The sequence below is a fragment of the Shewanella sp. AC91-MNA-CIBAN-0169 genome (assembly GCF_040310165.1).
Classification (GTDB): Bacteria; Pseudomonadota; Gammaproteobacteria; order Enterobacterales; family Shewanellaceae; genus Shewanella.
Genome location: NZ_JBEOPM010000002.1, coordinates 1 through 17,528, shown reverse-complemented (window position 1 = coordinate 17,528; position 17,528 = coordinate 1). Strand labels below are relative to the sequence as shown.

Sequence of the window (17,528 nt, the reverse complement as noted above, 5' to 3'; positions counted from 1 at the left end):
ATTACTTCGCCTCGAAAGTGCCTGCAGGAACAAGATCACTAAAATAGTGAGCGAGGAAAGTCGCAAAATTATCTTGTGGTTGAGCCTCTAAACTGTGCTGCTCAAGCAAAGATTTTTTAGCCTCGTTTTCATAGCTTTGCTCGACTTCATCACTTAATGGGTAATGGCTTAAAAATTCATGATAATCATTTGCCAGTTGTTTAACCCACACGCTATGGTCGGTGCCTTTAACCACGACTTCGTTGATCACTCGCCCTGATAAGGTTTTATCTGGATCATCGATAGCTTCAGACCAAGTGCTTAAGGCTGTTTGGTAAGCATGGCTATCATCACCGTCGAGTAGCTTCGCGATTGTGTTTAATTGTCCAAATAACTCGTGCATCCATTGCGTTAAGCTAATGGTCTTACCGTTACGTTGTAATTCAAGCCCAGGTTTACGGCCTTCTAATACTACGGCTTTCAAGTTAGCGGCAATCTCTGCGTCGCCGACGGCATCGGTATCTTCAGATGGCGATAATAAGCAGTACAATAAAAATAGGTCTAGGAAACGTACTTGAGTTGCATCTATCCCAACAGGGCTAAATGGATTAACGTCTAAGGCACGTACTTCAATATACTCAACACCTGCACGTGCTAAAGCTTGTGAAGGTTTCTCGCCTTTTTGGGTGACACGTTTTGCACGGATTGGCGCGTAAAATTCATTTTCAATTTGCAAAATATTACTATTGAGTTGGCGGTATTCACCGTCCACATTGATACCAATTTCTTCAAACTTTTTCGATGGCATTTTAATTGCTGCGCCGACGCCCTCAAGGTAGTCAGGCAATGAGTTATAGCTAATATTAAGCGTGTCTTGTTCTTTATTGGTATAGCCTAGATCACTCATGCGCAATGAGGTTGCATAAGGAAGGTATAAGGTCCCTTTACCGGTTTTTTTAAATTCGAAATCAACGTCTTGATCTTTTATAAATGAACTGCATAATGCTGGCGTTGAACCAAATAAATACGGTAACACCCACACTAAACGACGGTAGTTACGGATCAGTCCAAAATAAGATTCTGAGATAAAGTCTTCAAAGCTGATATTTTTACTGCAACAAGCGGCACCGTTGGTCATCTTGTCATCATACAAACGTTGCCATAAATCTTGCGACACCGAAAAGTTAAAATGAACCCCAGAAATGATCTGCATTAATGCACCATAACGATGGGTTAACCCTTTACGATATAAGGTTTTCATTTTACCGTTATTGGAGCTGCCATATCGTGCGACAGGAATATCACTGACTTCACCTACGTAACATGGCATGCTGACAGGCCACAATTTTTGGCCGTTAAGGTTACGCACACTGTAAGCGTGGGTTTGCGTTAACCCCTCGAGCAAATCATCAATACTGTGACAGACTGGCGTAATAAATTCTAATAAGGCTTCGCTGTAATCAGTGGTAATGCGCGAATGGGTCAGAGCAGAACCGAGCGCTTCTGGGTGTCCGTCTTGTGCTAAATGGCCGTTTTCATCAATACGCAATGCTTCACGTTCAATACCACGTAACATGCCCAATAAAGCCTCACGGCCTTGAGTGTCGCTTAAGTGTTCGACTTTTTCATTGAAAGACTTCAATTTACTACTCTCTTTTATGGATTCGCATTGCGAGTAAACAGCTAGACCTGATAATAAACGAGATTATTACTGAAAACGCGAAAAAAAATGTAACTCAGTATAATTAGCGTGTTTATGGGTGTTAAATTAAAAAACGGCAACACAAATTGTCACCGTTGATAGAGCCTTAAACATTATCTTTTATTTGCCAAAATAACCAACACCGTATGGTATTACGATTAAAGCACATAATTTAGCTCAACCTATATTTATAATAGACTGAGCTAAGTATACATCTCATGTATATGAGGTTAACACTAGCTTATTTCAAGGCTAGTGTTAACCCTTGTAGTAACAAGTGTTCAACTAGTCGGCAAGTGTCATCATTTCAATCTGATACCCAAGGGCTTTTAATTGAGGTACAACGGTGGTTTTATCACCCACCACCAACATTGCCATATCATTGATATTTAATAACTTACTGGCAAGTTTGTTTAATTCATCTGTCGAAATGTTTTTCACAATTTTGTCTTGCTTAGCCGTAAAGTTTTTATCGAGCTGATAACGTTGGATCATTCTTAGAAAACCGGCTTTTTGATACGGGGTTTCGTATTCTAATGCCTGGCTTTGCGCAATCGAACTGCGCATAAAGGCACTTTCTTCGTCGGTCATACCCGACGCTTGGTATGCATTAATTTCGTTAATAAACTCAGCTAATGCTAATCCTGTTACATCGCTTCTTACGCTAGCATACGCCATAAACTGACCGGTATCTTCTGCGCCACCAAACTGAGTACGCGCACCATAGGTGTAACCTTTATCTTCACGCAGATTAAGATTAATACGGCTATTAAACGCATCTCCTAATGGGTAGTTCATCAAATAAGCTTTAAAGTAATCGCCTGTTGCATCATACGGTAACGACACTTGGCCGATATTAATCACCGACTGTGCTGCACCAGGTTTATCAATCAAATAAATGGTGTTTTTAAGGTGTGTTGGTAATGCAGGCAGTGCTGCAACCTGAGTCGCCTCACCTTGCCATTCATTAAATATCGACAACTTAGGCATTATTTGTTGTTGATTTAAGTCTGATACCACAACCATTTGAGCATTACCTGCACGGTATTGCTGTTGGTAAAATTGCTTTACGTCATCTAGCGTTAATGCCGATATTGATTTAATCGTACCATTACTGCTGATCCCTAATGGACTATTGTTGCCATATAACAAGGCAGCAAAACCACTACGGGCTAGATAGTTAGCATCGGACATTTGATGTTGCAAACCTTGCAACTGCTGTTGTTTGACTCGTTCAAAGTCTGCAGCAACAAAACCGGGACTGAATAAACGCTCTTTAACGATAGCAAGCGTGGCATCTAGGTTTGCCGTTAAACTCGACACTTTAAGGTAGCTTTGTGAATCGCTGGCGCCAAAACTAATCGACGAGCCCAGCATATCAAGCGCCCCAGCTAAATCTTCGCTGCTGCGTTGCGCACTCGACTCATTAAGCATAGATGCGGTTAACTCAGCAAGACCCGCCTTATTATTGGGCGTTAAACGATGGCCGCCATCCAAATAAATAAGCAATTCAACCGTTGGTGTTTCGTCACTTTCAGTGCCCATCACTTTAATGCCATTTACCAGCTTGCTGTCCCATAATTGCGGCACTGTCAGTATCGGGGCCGCGGCTGATGGCGGTATTTTATTGCGATCAAATGAAGATTTAGCGAAAGTGATATCAGATAATCCGGTTACCGCTTCTTGCGCGATAGGCAAAGTAGTCGGTTCAAAATTATCCGCGTGGGCGATTAATTGTGTTTGTCCTTCTGGCACAATACTCATCACCACCATTGGCTTATTTTTAATGTAGGTATTAAATACCCGCATTACATCGGCTTTGGTGACATTAGCATAACGGGCTAAATCAGCTGCCACCATGTCTGGCTTACCAAAAAAGGTTTGATTAGCGGCAAGTGTAGAGACTTTTCCGGCGACACTTTGCATGCCAAAAATAGTGTTGGCTTCGAACTGTACTTTGACTTTTTGCAAGTCATCGTCGGTTACGCCACGTTGTTCAAACTCACTGATAGTTTGATTTATTTTAGTTTCAAGATCAGCAAGACTGCCACCTTTACTTGGGTTCGCGACAGCGTAAAGAGATAACTGACAAGTAAGCTCTTGGCATGGATGACTCACCGCAGCTTGGACCGCATAACCATCTTTGACCAAATTTTTATAGATAAGTGACGTTTTACCGCCACCGAGAATATTAGCGAGCAAATCGAGTGCAGCTTCGTCTTTATGTTGCGCGTAAACAGTGGGGAATCCCATGTATATTAATGGCAAATGTACTTTGTCTTCCATCGATATATAACGGGTTTTATCCAATGTCACCATGGTTTTAGCTTCAGGCTTAACCGTAGGCCCGGCTGGAATTTCACCAAAGTATTTATTTACCCAAGCCAGCGTTTGCATCTCATCAAAGTCGCCACCAATGGTTAAGGTCGCATTGTTAGGCCCATACCAACGTTGAAAAAAATGTTTCACATCAGCAACTGTGGCGCGATCTAAATCATCTGGCCAACCAATAACAGGCCAAGAATATGGATGACCCGCTGGATAAAATGCTTGGTTAAAACGTTCATTTAAACGGCCATAAGGACGATTATCAATCCGTTGTGCACGTTCATTTTTGACGGTTTCACGTTGCACTTCGAATTTTTCACTCGTGAGGGCGGGCAGTAAAAAGCCCATACGGTCAGACTCTAACCAGAGCATTTTCTCTAGTTGATTACTTGGCACTGTTTCAAAATAATTGGTTCTGTCGGTATTGGTAGTGCCGTTTAATGTTCCGCCCGCTTCAGTAACCACTTTAAAATGCTGTTCATCACCAACGTGTTGTGACCCTTGGAACATCATGTGTTCAAATAAATGTGCAAAGCCACTGCGACCGGCTAATTCACGGGCTGAACCGACATGATAGGTCACATCGACATGAGCTAATGGATCTGACTTATCTTGATGTAAAATCACGGTTAAACCGTTGGCTAACTGATATTTTTTATAAGGAATGCTAACTTGATTTTCTATCGGCGTGGCGTTTTCAATTAAGGTAACGCCTTGGGGCAAACTCGACGACTGGTACCCATCATATGCGCAGCCACTTAACGCTGCACTGATGGCCGCTGCTAATATCCATTTATTCAAATTTAGTTTCAAAATCGACTCCTTCCTTAAAACAAAAAAACCATCGTTGCAGAAGTAACGCGGTATCAATACTCAAACGTATACGTCATCAGTAATACAATGATGCTATAACGTAATAATTTACCCATAAACATAAATAATGAGGCGGGCAAGATAGGTATTTTTAACCATCCAGCCAGTAAACATAGCAAATCACCGATTATCGGTAACCAAGATAATAATAGGGCCCACATACCATATTTTTCTATCCATGCGAGTGCATAGCGGTATTGACGACGTTGAATATCTTGTGGATTCTTGGCTAACCGCCCTGCTCGACCAAGACCATAACTGGTTATCGCACCAAGCGTATTACCAATAGTGGCCAGTATTAATAATTCGAACCATAAAGATGGCGTTTGATTAAGTAATGCCACCAGTAACACTTCTGAGCCGCCAGGCAAAAGCGTTGCAGCGAAAAAGGCGCCGCTGAACATTAACCATAAACTCGTCATCGATAAATCTTATTGTGCACTAGCATATTCATTCCAATGACTATTCATTTTATTTTTATCGTACCTTCACAATGAATATCTGCACAGCATAATATGAATATATTGAACGCGATAAATCTTAAATTAACTCACCAGTATCTCAAGAGTGCTTTAAACACTATGCAGATACACAATCACGATACCGTTCATTGTGACGTAAACATGCAAGGTTACCCCACTCAATATACAAAAATTGAGCAACAACAGCGCGAATACGTTAATGAATAGTGAAAAAACTTAAAGTTATAATAACAAATTTAGTTATTCATATAAGTTATAATAAAATAACGTTGTTTGTCATTCGCTCACTTCATACAATGCGATTAATGTTTATTAACCTCAACGGGTTTATTAGGACATTATTTAGCGTAAATACTTCGCATAGTCCTAAAAAACTAGACAGTAATACAGCGTCACATCGCCATTGTAGGGTTTAGCTTTTAGTAATTAATCACTCATTAGTGAACTAATGGGTCACGTACAACGATGTTGCCTAATCATATTTAGCGACGTCACAATGACATAATTTGGAACTTTCATGATATTGCAAACGCTCAAACGCATCCCTTTTTGGCAGAAAGTCATTGCAGGTTTTGTTTTAGGAACCCTCACAGGCGTCGGATTAGGCGAGTCAGCCGTGATGTTAAAGCCTCTTGGCGATCTGTTTATCAGTGCCATTAAAATGCTGGTTGCTCCTTTGGTATTTTGTGCCATTGTGGTGAGCATTACCTCTCTGGGCTCGCAAGGTAATTTAAAGCGTTTAAGCTTTAAAACCTTAGCCATGTTTATGTTTACCGGCACCATTGCTTCATTTATTGGTTTAACTGTCGGCAGCCTTATCGACATGGGCGGTAACCTAGCCTTAGCCACATCGGAAGTCCGCGAACGTGATATCCCAGGCTTTGCTCAAGTTTTGCTCAATATGATCCCAGTGAATCCATTTGCCTCGCTAGCCGACGGTAATGTGCTTCAAATCATTGTTTTTGCAGCGTTAATTGGCATTGCCATTAATGCTGTAGGCGAGAAAGCAACGCCGTTAAAAAATGTCATTGAAGCCGGTGCTGAAGTGATGTTTCAATTAACGCGTATGGTATTAAAATTAACACCAATTGGTGTATTTGGTTTAATGGCCTGGGTTGTTGGTGAGTACGGCTTAAGTACATTATTACCATTAGGTAAGTTTATTATTGCGATTTATATTGCCGCGTTAATTCATATTATCTTTGTGTATGGTGGTTTAGTTAAATTTGCTGCGGGTTTAAGCCCACTGCAATTTTTCCGTAAAGCCATGCCGGCTCAAATTGTGGCCTTTAGTACCGCATCAAGCTTTGGTACTTTACCTGCCAGCACACGCAGTACCGAAGCGATGGGCGTGTCCAAACGTTACAGTGCTTTTGTACTGCCACTCGGCGCAACCATGAACATGGACGGTTGTGGTGGTATTTATCCTGCTATTGCGGCCATTTTTATTGCGCAAATTTACGGTATTCCGCTTGATATGACGGACTACATGTTGATTGCGGTAACGGCAACGGTAGCGTCTGTCGGCACAGCAGGAGTTCCTGGTAGTGCGATGGTGATGTTAACCGTGACTTTGGGCGTGATAGGCTTACCACTGGAAGGTATTGCCTTTATCGCAGCCATTGACCGTATTATTGATATGATCCGCACGGCAACTAACGTGACTGGCGATATGATGACTGCGGTTGTGATTGGAAAATCGGAAGGCCAATTGGACGTAGAGCAATTTTACTCAGATGAAAAACCGGTTGAGCAAGCCGCTTAACAATATTTTCATTGTATGGTTTGACCTAAAATACCTTGATCATTTTTAAACAAGCCAGCACTTTTTAGTGCTGGCTTTTTAGTGTCAATCGTCAAAAAAGATAAACGCCCATAAATGAGTGAAGGCTATTGAGCTAACGCTGGAATGACTTAAATTGGAAAAGTGCTCCACATCCAAAAATCTAGGTCAACAGTCGTCTACATCAGAAACGATCTACGTTGAACCCGACAGTTTCAATCCGATAATGCCAATAACAATTAACAGTAGACTCACTAATCGAATCAATGTGACTGACTCATTAAACAATACCATTCCTAGTATTGCAGTCCCTACCATTCCCACTCCAACCCAAATAGCATAAGCCGTTCCAACGGGCAACGATTTCATCGCAATGCCCAGTAGCCCAACACTAATCAACATGGCGACAATAGTACCGACGCTTGGCCATAAACGAGTAAAACCTTCGCTATATTTAAGTCCTATCGCCCATACAATTTCAAATAATCCCGCTACCACCAAAATAAACCAAGACATACACACCTCTGTGTTACGGGGCCGTCCCCGGATGAAATAGAGAGGTAAGGTCGTCCTCACGTCACATAAACAGATATCGGTATCACAAAAACAACCTAAGCCAATATCTTGTGATTAGGGCATTCACTGAGTAGGTTGCGATCTACTATTGGTACGTTTTACCCTGATGCATCAACCAACCATTAAGGTGGCGGCCATTAGGATCGTCATGAGTCCAATGCACTACGCCGCCTTTGTTATTCCATTCATACACACCGTAAAATTGTATCTCATCACCGACCGATATCGCATCAATCCGTGGCGCCAAATCAATATTATGTGCAATTAATACGGTGATCGAAGAAGATATCTTAACAATTAATCTTTGATGTCTAGCGCCTTTATTGTCATCTGGTAGCAGTTTAACCACGGTTCCCAGACCTTGTACCTGAACATTTTCCTGCTGGTGCTCAAATGCTTGTTGGATGAGTGCATTGTTATTTTGGGCTACAGAATATTGCACTGTGGAGTTAGATTTGAGTGCGGTGGTTGATGTATCGGTGAATGATTCAGCCACACTATATTGCGGTAAAACGAACCATTGATATGACGAAAAAATTATAACGAGTAACGCGAACCATTTTTTCATGTGCTGTGCTTTCCTTAGCCTAATTAACAAGATAGTTAAACAGATATTATACGATAACAACCCAAAAGGAACACAAGATAGTGATGATAGTGATGATGGTGATGATGGTGAGCATGCATTATGACTAAAGTTCTTTAGATTATAAATTGATTATGCAGGCAGTGAATTTTATCTAAGCCAGTCTAATTTAGCACCGTTAGAGACCACGGATTAGCAGCAATTTTAGGCTCTACATAAGATAGTAGCAGGAATAGTTAACTGACTTGGTTGAGCTTAGGGGGGTAAATAGATTTCAAAACTGGACACAAAAACGCAATGTAAAAAAAGATTAAAGCGAGTATCAATTGATACTCGCTTTTTTCACTAGCTTGCCAAATTAGAACTTAGCGTTTGCCCAAAGCCACACTTTATCAGTATCAACTTTACCGGCTCCAGCATCGCCTGCTGAATAAGCGGCGTATTTAACACCTACGGTATAATTTTTATCAATTGGTAAACTGAATACGGCGTCAATTTCGTCGCCTAAATCGTTTACCGTAGCGCTAGATTCGTCAGCTTCAAAATCATGGTAAACCAACGCCCAATTACCACCAACAATACTACCACCAATAGACACATAGGTATCGGCTAGCCCTTGGGCTGGCGTCCCTAAAAATTGATCAGACCAACCATTAAATGCGTGTAAAGTGGCAAGCGGTGTTGCAAAACCATATTCACCATTATCAGACCCAAGCAGCTCGTATCCTAACTTGACGGTCAGCCCGCTAAAACCTACGCCAACTTCGCCCAATAAATAATCAGCAGAATAAGATGTAGTTGCGGTATCGGCATCTTGTGTGGCGTATTCTACCGTATAAAGTAGTTTGATTTTGTCGATATCTTTAGCACCAGCAAAGCGCACGCCATAGGTGTCAACGCCGTTATCAAGGTTGGTATCTTCCTCAAGCAGATAGCCGTAAGCACTTAGCTTACCCAAGCCTAAATTATATGATGCATTGATGATGTGATCTTTTGAATCTATGTCTTTTATTTCTGCAAAAATACGGTTGCGCTTGTAGATATAGCCATAGTCAACGCTAAAGTCATTCATTGCATATTGCATAGTAACGGCATCGAATGTTTGGCGATCTTGACGCCAGCCAACATGGCCGATAAAACGTTGGTTATCGATAGCAATAACTTGACGCCCAGCTTTAGCAGTAAAACCATTACGCTTGTATTGTAAGAAAGCCTGGTCTAATTCAGTTGTTTCAGGGTCTGCAATCACAGAGTAATCAGCATTGTTGCCAATCGCGTCATTATAATCATTAACCCCTGCTAAGCTGCGTGAATCCTCAAACTCAACTAAAGCTGTTAAGCCGTAATATTCAGCGGTCGCAAAGGTTAAACGAGTCCGAAGTGTCAATGCATCAGCATCTTTTAACGCATTGTCTTGATCGACAGATTCATAACGCAAATTCAAATCTACATTTGCTGTTCCCTGAGTCACTGCATCAGCGATTGATGTGACTTTAACATCCGCTGCAGAAGCATTTCCCATAGCCAGTAATAGTGAACAACTAAGTACTGATAAGGCACATTTTTTTGTAAAGGCAGAATTTAGGCAAGCCTTATCCGCAACTTGACTCGCAAGCAGTTTTTTATTCATCTTACATCCCAAATAGTTATTTTAAGTTAAGTTATCAACACGCTGTAAAGCGTAACAGTGCGACTAGCAAACTAACTGTTGCTTACTTTAACGGCTTCATTAATTGGTGTCTGTGATTTATCTTGCATTTTAAATACTTGTTTTGTTGCTGACAGTGATTCTATCTTGCGTTGTTTTTCATACAGGAATTTAAGTACCTCAGAACGCAGTCGGTTGTACTCAGTATCTTGAGCTAACGCTAGGCGGTTTCTTGGCCTTTGAAGGTCGACTGTTAAAATTTCACCCACTGTGGCTTCTGGACCATTGGTCATCATGACAATTTTGTCAGACAACAACACCGCTTCGTCTACATCGTGGGTAATCATAATCACGGTATTATTTAACTGACTTTGGATCTCCATTAACGAGTCCTGCATGTGTGCTCGTGTTAACGCATCTAATGCTCCAAATGGCTCATCCATCAGCAACACTTCCGGTTGCATAGCAAGCGCCCTTGCAATACCGACTCGTTGTTTCATTCCACCAGAAATCTCTCCTGGACGTTTATGCATAGCATGATCCATCTGCACTAATTGCAGGTTATGTTCAATCCACTGTTTCATTTCTGTTTTGCTCATCTTGCCAGCAAACACTTGTTTTACAGCAAGCTCAACGTTTTGATAGGCACTTAACCAAGGGAGTAACGAATGATTTTGAAATACCACCGCCCGTTCAGGTCCTGGCGCTTTAACTTCAGTACTTTTTAAAATGACCCCACCAGAGCTGGCTTGGTATAAACCTGCAACAATATTCAGTACGGTCGATTTGCCACAACCAGAGTGACCAATCAAAGAGATAAACTCGCCTTTATTTATCTTCAAATTCACGTCTTTAAGCGCTGTAAAAGATCCTGTAGGCGTGGGAAAAACCATATCAACGCCGCTAATCTCTAAAAATGTGCTCATGTTGTTACCCTCATTGATCCCAAGATACCCAATGCTGTAAGGCCAGAATGCCTCGGTCTAATAAAAAGCCAATAAAGCCAATCACAACCACCGCGGCCATAATTCGCGCTAATGAATCAGAACTACCATTTTGAAATTCATCCCAAACAAATTTTCCAAGCCCCGGATTTTGCGCAAGCATTTCCGCGGCAATCAATACCATCCACGCGACCCCTAGGGATAAGCGCATACCGGTAAAAATCATTGGGATAGATGCTGGTAAGACGATTTTTTGCACATGGGTTATTGCCGATAACCGCAATACTTTGCTGACATTGATGAGGTCGCTGTCGATACTCGTCACGCCGATTGTAGTGTTGATAATCATTGGCCAAACACTGCACAAGGTGACCGTGAGCATGGAGTTAATAAATGATTTAGACACTAGCGGATCCGGCGAGACATACAGCGCACTGACCACCATGGTAACTAAAGGCAACCAAGCGAGTGGCGATACGGGTTTAAAAATTTGAATAATGGGGTTAATTGCTGCCTGCAAACTGCGGCTTAACCCCATCCAAATCCCCAATGGAATAGCAATAATGGCCGCTAAAATAAAACCACTCATGACGGTAATTAGACTAGTGACAATTTGATCCCAAAAAGTTTCTTTACCTGTGTAAGCACGTACTTTGGCGACATAACTTGGATCGTTAGCAACACGCGCCTCATTTCGTGTTTCTTGACGTTGATAAAAAGCCTCGGCCTTTTCGCGCTCAGTTATATGCTCCTGATACAAATTGTCAAATTGCGACACGACAGCAACCGGTCCCGGAAACTTACCCAGAGAGGTTTCAATACTATTAGCTGTCACCGCCCACAGAGCTAAAAATATCGCAATGCCGATAAACGGTAATAGTATCGCCCTACTTAACTCGGCTATTTTCAGCATAACAACTGCCATGTTGCCTCGTTCAATTAAGCGATTTTGTGCAATAGAATAAAGACTGTTCATCCAAGACTCCTTAACGGGTTGTTACAGCTTGTCGCCTTGCTTTAATCCAATTACAAATGAATTAATGTAAGCATTAGGCTTGCTGCCGTCATAAACTAAGTTATCAATAAAGTGAGTTTGCGGTGCTTTGAAACCGGTTTCTTTACTGAAATCTGGAAAGTCAGCTGCGGGGATGAGCTTATCGTCGATGAGTGATTGCGCGGCTTTAGCATAAATATCTGGACGATAGACTTTTGCGGCGATGTCTTTATACCAATCGTCAGATTTATCTTGTTCAATTTGGCCCCAACGGCGCATTTGAGTTAAATACCAAATCGCATCTGAGTAATATGGATAAGTTGCGTGATGCCTAAAAAATACATTGAAGTCTGGAACCGCGCGCTTATCGCCTTTTTCATATTCGAACGTACCCGTCATACTATTAGCAATCACCTCATAGTCAGCACCAACATAATTAGATTGAGACAGTATTTTTACCGCTTCTGGGCGGTTAGCATTGTTATTGTCGTCTAACCATTTAGCGGCGCGGATCAACGCACGAGTAAGGCGTATAGTGGTATTTGGATATTTTTCGGCAAACTCGGCTGTAATACCAAACACTTTTTCAGGATTATCTTTCCAAATTTCATAATCGGTCACCACAGGTACACCAATGCCTTTAAACACAGCTTGCTGATTCCAGGGCTCACCAACGCAATAGCCATTAATTGTGCCCGCTTCCAGTGTCGAGGGCATTTGTGGGGGCGGAGTTACCGACAGCAAAGCTTGTGCATCAATCTGCCCTGATGTATCTCCTTTATGAGGTGCGTAAAACCCAGGATGAATCCCACCAGCGGCTAACCAGTAACGCAATTCATAGTTATGTGTAGAAACCGGAAACACCATACCCATATTAAATGGCTTACCAGCCGCTTTAAATTCTTCTACTACGGGCTTTAGTGCATCAGCTTTAATGGGATGAACGGGAAAACCGTCTGCCTGTTTAGCAATGTGCGGCTTCATTTTGGCCCAAACGTCGTTTGATACCGTAATTGCGTTACCATTTAAATCCATCGAAAATGGGGTAATAATGTGCGCTTTAGTACCGTAACCAATTGTTGCAGCAATAGGTTGACCCGCTAACATGTGGGCCCCATCTAATCGACCATCAATCACACCATCGAGTAACACTTTCCAATTTGCCTGCGCTTCAATCGTGACGTATAAACCTTCTTCTTCGAAATAACCTTTTTCATAAGCAACCGCAATAGGTGCCATATCAGTTAATTTGATAAAACCAAACCTGAGCTCTTCTTTTTCAGGAAAGCCCACTTCGGCACTTACAGTGTTGATACACAAACTTGCCCCAATACTGACCCCCAGCAATAAAGACTTAATCTGCTGAGTTAACGATATTTTCCAGTTCATATTATTTCCCCGTGATGAAAATTGACAATAAAAAAAGGCGCTTCGGATATCCATTTAGGAATATCTCGATAGCGCCTTTGCTAAAATTGAATTTATTAAATATTATTTATCAGTCAGTTAGTTGTAAAATTGATAACCTGTACTGTCTAAAAAGACTGGATATGGCTCATCAAATATACAACCTTTGCTATCCATTTTTCATGCCAAAACATTAACAGGTTGATTTTGAATAACTTTAATTTTAACAATTAAATAACGTAATGCTACTACAGTGCAATAAAACAGTTTAAGTGCACCAATATGCATCAAAAGAGGTATAAGTAATTTTGTACCAGTAGATAAAAACAAAAAAGCCAACGCAAAGGCATTGGCTTTTGAATCATCTGGTAAGTTTTAGCCTAGTACTGCCAGCAAAACACCTGCAGCAACAGCACTGCCTAGCACACCTGCTACGTTAGGTCCCATAGCATGCATGAGTAAGAAGTTTTGGTTGTTAGCCTCTAAACCTACCTTATTCACTACTCGTGCAGCCATTGGCACAGCAGAAACGCCTGCTGCACCGATAAGTGGGTTAATTTTTCCGCCAGAGAGCTTACTCATTAATTTAGCCATCAATACCCCAGAAGCAGTACCAATACTAAACGCAACCGCGCCAAGGATTAAAATACCTAGCGTTTCGATACGCAGAAATTGATCTGCTGATAGCTTAGACCCAACAGCAAGACCTAAAAAGATAGTCACTATGTTGATTAACTCGTTTTGCGCCGTTTTCGATAAACGATCCACTACGCCCGATTCGCGCATTAAATTGCCCAAACAGAACATGCCAATTAATGGGGTTGCTGCAGGTAAAAATAAAATGGTTAACCCTAGCACCATCAGTGGAAAGATAATCTTCTCTTTCTTACTGACTTCACGCAATTGTTCCATTTTAATTTCACGTTCGGCTTTAGTGGTTAGCAGTTTCATGATCGGCGGCTGAATTAATGGCACTAACGCCATGTATGAGTATGCAGCAACAGCAATAGCACCTAACAATTCAGGCGCTAGTTTAGACGCTAAGAAAATTGCCGTTGGACCATCTGCTCCACCAATAATGGCAATAGCTGCAGCATCTTGCATACTAAACTCAAACCCAGGTACCCAATTTAAGGCAATAGCACCAAGTAAAGTGGCAAAAATCCCAAATTGCGCCGCTGCCCCTAACAATAGTGTTTTAGGGTTAGCAATTAGCGCACCAAAATCAGTTAATGCACCCACCCCCATGAAGATGAGCAATGGGAATACCCCAGTCTCAATCCCGACATGGTAAGCGTAATACAGTAAGCCACCTTCATCGGTAAAACCTGCATTAGGAATGTTGGCTAATATGGCGCCAAATCCGATAGGTAATAACAATAACGGTTCAAATCCTTTAATTATCGCTAGAAATAACAATAAACAACCAACAGCCATCATTAGCAGTTGGCCACCAGTAAAGTTAGCGACACCCGTTTCAGCCCAAAAAGCCAATAATCCTTCCATTTCGACCTCTTATGCTAATGACAACAATGTTGAACCTACAGTTACACTGTCACCCTGCTTAACCGCTAACTGAGTTACAACACCATCTTGTTGAGCACGAATTTCGGTTTCCATTTTCATCGCCTCCAGGATAATGATCACTTCACCGGTTTTAACCGCTTGACCATTACTGACTAACACTTTGAAAATATTTCCCGATAACGGCGCGGCCATGGTGCACTTAATCTCACCCGTAGGCGCTGAGGCGACCGTTGCAGACGCTGCCGTAATAGGTGCAGCTGATGCTGGCGCGATGTGACCAATCTCACCACCTTCACTCACTTCGACCACAAAATGTTGACCATCGACATCGACGGTATAGGTTTGTGGGCCTTTATCGGCTTTCACTTGTAAATCATCTGCACTTGGGACAGGTTCAAACGCATCCGGATTGCCGCGATTTTTAAGAAACTTAAGACCAATTTGATTGAACAACGCATAAGTCATTACATCGTCATCTGATTCTGCAGCTAAACTAAAGCCCTGCTCTTTGGCGGCTTCGGCAAGCTCGACACGTAACTTATCTAATTCTGGTGCAATTAAATCGGCTGGGCGACACGTAATTGGCTGTTCGCCTTTTAGCACTCTGGCTTGTAGTTCTGCATTAACTGGCGCTGGCGTCGCACCATATTCGCCTTTTAGTACACCTTCGGTCTCTTTGGTCATCGACTTGTAACGCTCACCCATCAGCACATTGATCACCGACTGTGAGCCAACAATTTGCGATGTTGGGGTAACGAGAGGTAAGAAACCAAGATCTTCACGTACCCGCGGGATCTCTTCAAGCACGGCATCCATTTTGTCTGCTGCGCCCTGCTCTTTTAATTGATTTTCCATATTGGTTAGCATGCCGCCAGGTACTTGAGCACGTAAAATACGTGAATCAATGCCTTTTAGTGCACCTTCAAAACGGACGTATTTTTTACGCACTTCACGAAAATAGGCTGCTATCTCTTCTAGCAACACCATATCGTAACCGGTTGCCCTGTCGGTATCTTCAACCATTGCCACTAACGTTTCGGTAGCGCTGTGGCCGTAGGTTTGGCTCATTGAAGATATTGCGGTATCAAGCACATCAACGCCCGCTTCAATCGCTTTTTGATATGTAGCGCTGCTTAGGCCCGTTGTAGCATGACAATGCATCGACACCATTAAGTCCGTTTGTGATTTTAAGCGGCTAATGAGGTCATAAGCTTGCATTGGCTTAAGTAAACCCGCCATATCTTTAATACATAAAGAATCTGCGCCCATGTCTTCTAGGCGTTTAGCCATATCAACCCAAGTATCAATGTTGTGAACAGGGCTAGTGGTAAATGAAATGGTGCCTTGGGCATGGCCGCCCACGTTTTTAACCGCTTTAACCGCGGTTTCAAGATTACGGACATCATTCATTGCGTCGAAGATACGAAATACATCAACGCCATTGGTATGAGCTCTTTCTACAAAACGCGTAACGACATCATCGGCATAATGTCGATAACCTAATAAATTTTGGCCTCGAAGCAACATTTGTTGCGGGGTATTAGGCATGGATTTTTTCAATTCGCGAATACGATCCCATGGATCTTCGCCTAAATAACGAATGCATGAATCAAAAGTTGCGCCGCCCCAAGACTCAAGTGACCAGAAGCCTACTTTATCTAATAACGGTGCTATAGGTAACATATCGTCAATACGTAAACGTGTTGCCAATAATGATTGATGTGCGTCACGCAGGACGACATCGGTTAATGCTAATGGCTTGCTCATAATGACTCCAAATTTATTTCGCGCGGTATTGATGTATCGCAGAGGTAATAGCGGCAACCAGCTTAGGGTCTAAGACGGTATGTTTAGGCACATTAGCACTTACCGTTGCTAGCGTAGGAACCTCTACTGGGGCCGGAAAAAGCTTGGCAACAATGCCAATACCGATGATTAAGATACTCAAAAAAATAAATACTAAACCCATGCCCATTACCATAATGCCTAGCGCATCGGATAACTGCTCAGATATCGATGTCATGTGTCCTCACTTTATCTGTTAAACATCAAACCAATACGTTGACTATTCTGTACCGTCCCTCAATGTGCTATCACGGTGCAATGTCACAAAACGTGCACCAAGACAACAACATCCTTAACTACTACAGACATAACTTGACTACTCAAGAAGCATAAATATTCAAACTCAACGCTTATTCAATGAAGGTGTATTTCATGGTAAAAACCGCAAACTGAGTTTGTAAACCTAAAATCCTGTCACAAAATATAAACAATTTACACCAACAATGCTATCTTTTTGTAAATTGGTCTTACCAAAATTGAGAGAGCCAATTAAACAAAATCAATAAAATACAAAAAAATGATAATAATCTGATGAATCACCAATAAAATCACTATATTCACTTTGAAATTAACAAATTCATAATTCAATGATAAAAATCACTCACACTTTATTGGTTTAACAAATTGATGAAATAGATGATTAAACATGACATGAGTAATAAGTGAATAAAGATGTGAAAATCAAATTTTATGAGATAAAGCGGTTGCAGTAAGATGAGAAAGACAATGAAAATTAACCAAAAAAAAAGCCCTGCATTGATGCAGGGCCTTTTTATTATGGTGCGCGTGGGAGGAGTCGAACCTCCGACCGCCTGGTTCGTAGCCAGGTACTCTATCCAGCTGAGCTACACGCG

13 protein-coding genes are annotated in these 17,528 nt (G+C 41.8%); 1 reads left to right on the top strand and 12 read right to left on the bottom strand.

The features are described from left to right. Position 1: 1 nt before the first annotated feature. From gshA to AAEY98_RS02480, 3 genes are all read right to left on the bottom strand, one after another. Complete coding sequence (gene gshA, locus AAEY98_RS02490) at positions 2-1,639, bottom strand: glutamate--cysteine ligase (protein ID WP_409085809.1); 1,638 nt, start codon at positions 1,637-1,639, stop codon at positions 2-4. A gap of 327 nt (positions 1,640-1,966) precedes the next feature. Then, on the bottom strand, positions 1,967-4,810 hold the full coding sequence (locus tag AAEY98_RS02485) for a M16 family metallopeptidase (protein WP_192114753.1): 2,844 nt from the start codon (positions 4,808-4,810) through the stop codon (positions 1,967-1,969). A 65-nt stretch (positions 4,811-4,875) separates the two neighbouring features. Then, the gene (locus tag AAEY98_RS02480; protein ID WP_351014798.1) at positions 4,876-5,304 is read right to left on the bottom strand and encodes a YqaA family protein; all 429 of its coding nucleotides are present in this window, start codon (positions 5,302-5,304) and stop codon (positions 4,876-4,878) included. 577 nt (positions 5,305-5,881) lie between these two features. Here AAEY98_RS02480 and AAEY98_RS02475 point away from each other — a divergent pair. Next, on the top strand, positions 5,882-7,129 hold the full coding sequence (locus AAEY98_RS02475; RefSeq protein WP_351001016.1) for a dicarboxylate/amino acid:cation symporter: 1,248 nt from the start codon (positions 5,882-5,884) through the stop codon (positions 7,127-7,129). Between the two features lie 213 nt (positions 7,130-7,342). Here AAEY98_RS02475 and sugE read toward each other — a convergent pair whose 3' ends face one another. The 9 genes from sugE to AAEY98_RS02430 all read right to left on the bottom strand — a co-directional run bounded on the left by sugE (position 7,343) and on the right by AAEY98_RS02430 (position 16,852). After that, complete coding sequence (gene sugE, locus AAEY98_RS02470; RefSeq protein ID WP_101085602.1) at positions 7,343-7,663, bottom strand: quaternary ammonium compound efflux SMR transporter SugE; 321 nt, start codon at positions 7,661-7,663, stop codon at positions 7,343-7,345. Between the two features lie 145 nt (positions 7,664-7,808). Further along, complete coding sequence (locus AAEY98_RS02465; protein WP_351014796.1) at positions 7,809-8,291, bottom strand: DUF3465 domain-containing protein; 483 nt, start codon at positions 8,289-8,291, stop codon at positions 7,809-7,811. 376 nt (positions 8,292-8,667) lie between these two features. After that, the gene (locus tag AAEY98_RS02460) at positions 8,668-9,831 is read right to left on the bottom strand and encodes an alginate export family protein (RefSeq protein WP_162024291.1); all 1,164 of its coding nucleotides are present in this window, start codon (positions 9,829-9,831) and stop codon (positions 8,668-8,670) included. A 179-nt stretch (positions 9,832-10,010) separates the two neighbouring features. Further along, positions 10,011-10,883: an ABC transporter ATP-binding protein gene (locus AAEY98_RS02455; protein WP_192114462.1), complete on the bottom strand. Its 873-nt coding sequence runs from the start codon at positions 10,881-10,883 to the stop codon at positions 10,011-10,013. 10 nt (positions 10,884-10,893) lie between these two features. Next, positions 10,894-11,826 carry an ABC transporter permease gene (locus AAEY98_RS02450; RefSeq protein ID WP_197708419.1) on the bottom strand — a complete coding sequence of 311 codons (933 nt, stop codon included), beginning with the start codon at positions 11,824-11,826 and terminating at the stop codon, positions 10,894-10,896. A 72-nt stretch (positions 11,827-11,898) separates the two neighbouring features. Further along, the gene (locus AAEY98_RS02445) at positions 11,899-13,284 is read right to left on the bottom strand and encodes a CmpA/NrtA family ABC transporter substrate-binding protein (protein ID WP_101085610.1); all 1,386 of its coding nucleotides are present in this window, start codon (positions 13,282-13,284) and stop codon (positions 11,899-11,901) included. A 393-nt stretch (positions 13,285-13,677) separates the two neighbouring features. Further along, positions 13,678-14,808: a sodium ion-translocating decarboxylase subunit beta gene (locus AAEY98_RS02440; protein WP_101085612.1), complete on the bottom strand. Its 1,131-nt coding sequence runs from the start codon at positions 14,806-14,808 to the stop codon at positions 13,678-13,680. Positions 14,809-14,817: 9 nt separating this feature from the next. Continuing rightward, a complete protein-coding gene (oadA, locus tag AAEY98_RS02435) occupies positions 14,818-16,596 on the bottom strand; it encodes a sodium-extruding oxaloacetate decarboxylase subunit alpha (RefSeq protein ID WP_101085614.1) in 1,779 nt (592 codons plus the stop codon). A gap of 13 nt (positions 16,597-16,609) precedes the next feature. Further along, positions 16,610-16,852: an OadG family transporter subunit gene (locus AAEY98_RS02430; RefSeq protein WP_101085616.1), complete on the bottom strand. Its 243-nt coding sequence runs from the start codon at positions 16,850-16,852 to the stop codon at positions 16,610-16,612. Between the last annotated feature and the right edge of the window lie 676 nt (positions 16,853-17,528).

What these genes read in the sequence shown, in the direction of transcription:
- sugE (WP_101085602.1), bottom strand. Translation starts at nt 7,663, where the DNA reads ATGTCTTGGTTTATTTTGGTGGTAGCGGGATTATTTGAAATTGTATGG.
- AAEY98_RS02430 (WP_101085616.1), bottom strand. Translation starts at nt 16,852, where the DNA reads ATGACATCGATATCTGAGCAGTTATCCGATGCGCTAGGCATTATGGTA.
- AAEY98_RS02445 (WP_101085610.1), bottom strand. Translation starts at nt 13,284, where the DNA reads ATGAACTGGAAAATATCGTTAACTCAGCAGATTAAGTCTTTATTGCTG.
- AAEY98_RS02465 (WP_351014796.1), bottom strand. Translation starts at nt 8,291, where the DNA reads ATGAAAAAATGGTTCGCGTTACTCGTTATAATTTTTTCGTCATATCAA.
- AAEY98_RS02455 (WP_192114462.1), bottom strand. Translation starts at nt 10,883, where the DNA reads ATGAGCACATTTTTAGAGATTAGCGGCGTTGATATGGTTTTTCCCACG.
- oadA (WP_101085614.1), bottom strand. Translation starts at nt 16,596, where the DNA reads ATGAGCAAGCCATTAGCATTAACCGATGTCGTCCTGCGTGACGCACAT.
- AAEY98_RS02450 (WP_197708419.1), bottom strand. Translation starts at nt 11,826, where the DNA reads ATGGCAGTTGTTATGCTGAAAATAGCCGAGTTAAGTAGGGCGATACTA.
- AAEY98_RS02475 (WP_351001016.1), top strand. Translation starts at nt 5,882, where the DNA reads ATGATATTGCAAACGCTCAAACGCATCCCTTTTTGGCAGAAAGTCATT.
- AAEY98_RS02460 (WP_162024291.1), bottom strand. Translation starts at nt 9,831, where the DNA reads ATGGGAAATGCTTCTGCAGCGGATGTTAAAGTCACATCAATCGCTGAT.
- AAEY98_RS02480 (WP_351014798.1), bottom strand. Translation starts at nt 5,304, where the DNA reads ATGACGAGTTTATGGTTAATGTTCAGCGGCGCCTTTTTCGCTGCAACG.
- AAEY98_RS02440 (WP_101085612.1), bottom strand. Translation starts at nt 14,808, where the DNA reads ATGGAAGGATTATTGGCTTTTTGGGCTGAAACGGGTGTCGCTAACTTT.